This is a genomic window from Nocardioides sp. P5_C9_2, from assembly GCF_054049555.1.
The window spans coordinates 1-2,759 of record NZ_JBFUMD010000503.1 but is presented as its reverse complement, the minus strand read 5'-3'; the positions used below and the strand labels follow the sequence as shown (position 1 = coordinate 2,759).

The following is a 2,759-nucleotide window of genomic DNA, read 5'->3' as shown; positions in this document are numbered from 1 at the left end:
GTCCTCGATGATGCGGTGCTCGTCGGTGTCGACGAGGAACATCCGGCCCGGCTTCAGGCGGCCCTTGCGGACCACCGTGGCCGGGTCGATGTCCAGGACGCCGACCTCGGAGGCGAGGACCACGAGGCCGTCGTCGGTCACCCAGTAGCGCGAGGGACGCAGGCCGTTGCGGTCGAGGACGGCGCCGATCTGCGAGCCGTCGGTGAACACGACGCAGGCGGGACCGTCCCACGGCTCCATCATCGAGGAGTGGAACTCGTAGAAGGCACGACGCTTGCGATCCATCTCGGCGTGGTTCTCCCAGGCCTCGGGGATCATCATCAGCACCGAGTGGGGCAGCGTGCGGCCGCCCATGTGCAGCAGCTCGAGGACCTCGTCGAAGGAGGCCGAGTCGGAGCTGCCCGGCGTGCAGATCGGGAACAGGCGCTCGAGGTCACCCGGGATGAGGTCGCTGGACAGCAGCGCCTCGCGGGCCCGCATCCAGTTGCGGTTGCCCATCACGGTGTTGATCTCGCCGTTGTGCGCGATGAAGCGGAACGGGTGGGCCAGCGGCCAGCTCGGGAAGGTGTTGGTGGAGAAGCGCGAGTGCACGACCGCCATCGCCGATGCGACCCGTTCGTCGACCAGGTCGGGGAAGAAGTGGTCGAGCTGGTCGGTGGTCAGCATGCCCTTGTAGGCCAGCGTGCGTGAGGACAGCGACGGGAAGTAGACGCCGGTCTCGTGCTCGGCGCGCTTGCGCAGGCAGAAGGCGAGGCGCTCCAGGGCCATGCCACTCACGCGGGTGCTGGAGCCGGAGACGAAGAGCTGCACGAAGGTGGGCATCACGCTGAGCGCGGTGGCACCCAGCGTCGAGGGGTCGACCGGGACCTCGCGCCACCCGAGGACGGACAGGCCCTCCTCGGTGGCGATCTCCTCGATCCGCGCGCGGGCTGCGGCCACGACGGTCTCGTCACCGGGGATGAACGCCGTGCCGACGGCGTAGCTGCGCTGCGGGGGGAGGTCGAAGTCGACCACGTCCCGCAGGAAGGCGTCGGGCACCTGCATCAGGATGCCCGCGCCGTCGCCCGAGTTGGTCTCGGCGCCGGCGGCACCGCGGTGGTCGAGGTTGCGCAGGGCGGTGAGCGCCTTGGCAACGATGTCGTGGCTGGCAACGCCGGTCAGGGTGGCCACGAACGCCACGCCACACGCATCGTGCTCGTGGCGGGGGTCGTAGAGCCCTTGGGGCGGCGGGATGGCGTGCATCTGGCTTTCTCCCGTCGTCGTGCACTGGTCACCGCTCAGCGGTGCACCAGCGGATCCAGTGAGTGGACGTCCACGAGGTGGACATGGCGATCGGCAAGGGACGACGTTGGCCCGCGCGTCGGAAATCTATCACCGGCCGCGCCACGCGGTGAGACGGCGATCTCAGCCCTCAGACGCCTCGGGGGCGACGGCCGACGACCCGTCGGTGTCCGGCTCGCGCGTGTAGACGGTCTCCTCGCGCCCCGGGCGCTTCACCGTGGCCCAGGCGAAGTAGCCGGCGGCGAGCACGAACAGCACGAGCGACGTCCAGACGTTGAACCGCAGGCCGCCGACGTCGATGAGCTGCACGTCGTCGATGCGCAGGTTCTCGATCCAGCCGCGGCCGAGCGTGTAGAGCATCACGTAGAGCGCGGCCACGCGCCCGAAGCCGAGGCGCAGACGGCTGTCGAGCCAGATCAGGAGGCCGAAGGCACCGAGGTTCCACAGGCACTCGTAGAGAAACGTCGGGTGGTACGTCGCGACGTCCGGGTAGGCGTCCGGCCGGTGGGCCGGGTCGATCTCGAGGCCCCAGGGCAGGTCGGTGGGCCGGCCGTAGAGCTCCTGGTTGAACCAGTTGCCCCAGCGTCCGATCGCCTGGGCGACGAGGACCCCGGGCGCGATCGCGTCGAGCATCGGCAGCAGCTTGATGTGGTGTCGCCGCGCGCCGATCATCACGCCCACGGCACCGAGGGCGATGGCCCCCCAGATGCCGAGGCCGCCGCGCCACACGTAGAGCGCGGCCACGGGGTCGCGGCCCTCGCCGAAGTAGAGCTGCCAGTCGGTGACGACGTGGTACAGCCGCCCGCCGACGAGGCCGAACGGCACCCCCCAGATCGCCAGGTCGCTGATCTCCCCGGCGCGACCGCCGCGGGCGATCCAGCGGCGCTCGCCGATCCAGATGGCCACCACGATCCCCAGGATGATGCTGAGGGCGTAGCCGCGCACGGGCAGCGGTCCGAGGTACCAGATGCCCTGGCCGGGGCTCGGGATGGACTGGACGAGGATCTCGGACAACGCCGGAAGAGAGGTCATGACTCGCTCAGGAGGGTCTCGATGTCGGAGCGGAACTGGGCGGCGGAGGTCTCGTGGCCCCAGAAGACGGGGGCCCGGTCGTCGCCATCGATGCCGATGACCTGGGTGCCGTGGGTGACGTCGTACCCCCCGCTGGGGAGCTTGTCCCCCCTCTCGACGGCGATGCCGAGCGGCTTGGCTACCGCGGTGATCGTGTCGAGCGGGCCGGTGAGGCCGACGTAGCCGTCGGCGTACTGGGCGAGGTAGTCGGACAGCACGTCCGGGCGGTCGCGGGTCGGGTCGGTGGTGACGAAGACGACGTCGACCTTGTCCCGTTCGGCGTCGTCCAGCTGGTTGAGCCCGGTGGTGAGGTTGGACATCACCAGGCCGCAGATGTCGGGGCAGTGCGTGTAGCCGAAGAAGACGAGCGTGAGCGGCTTGTCGGTGTCGTCGGCGAGGCTGTACGC

General features: G+C 69.9%; 2 protein-coding genes and 1 pseudogene. All 3 read right to left on the bottom strand.

All coding sequences use genetic code 11. The annotated features are described in order from the left end of the window. Nucleotides 1-1,242 (bottom strand): annotated as a pseudogene (locus tag ACXJKL_RS18835) (glutamate synthase subunit alpha); the annotation flags it as partial. Between the two features lie 162 nt (nucleotides 1,243-1,404). Further along, complete coding sequence (lgt, locus tag ACXJKL_RS18830; RefSeq protein WP_457208532.1) at nucleotides 1,405-2,313, bottom strand: prolipoprotein diacylglyceryl transferase; 909 nt, start codon at nucleotides 2,311-2,313, stop codon at nucleotides 1,405-1,407. Further along, a partial coding sequence (locus ACXJKL_RS18825; protein ID WP_457208531.1) for an SCO family protein occupies nucleotides 2,310-2,759 on the bottom strand: 450 nt, incomplete at its 5' end. The genes ACXJKL_RS18825 and lgt, both read right to left, overlap by 4 nt.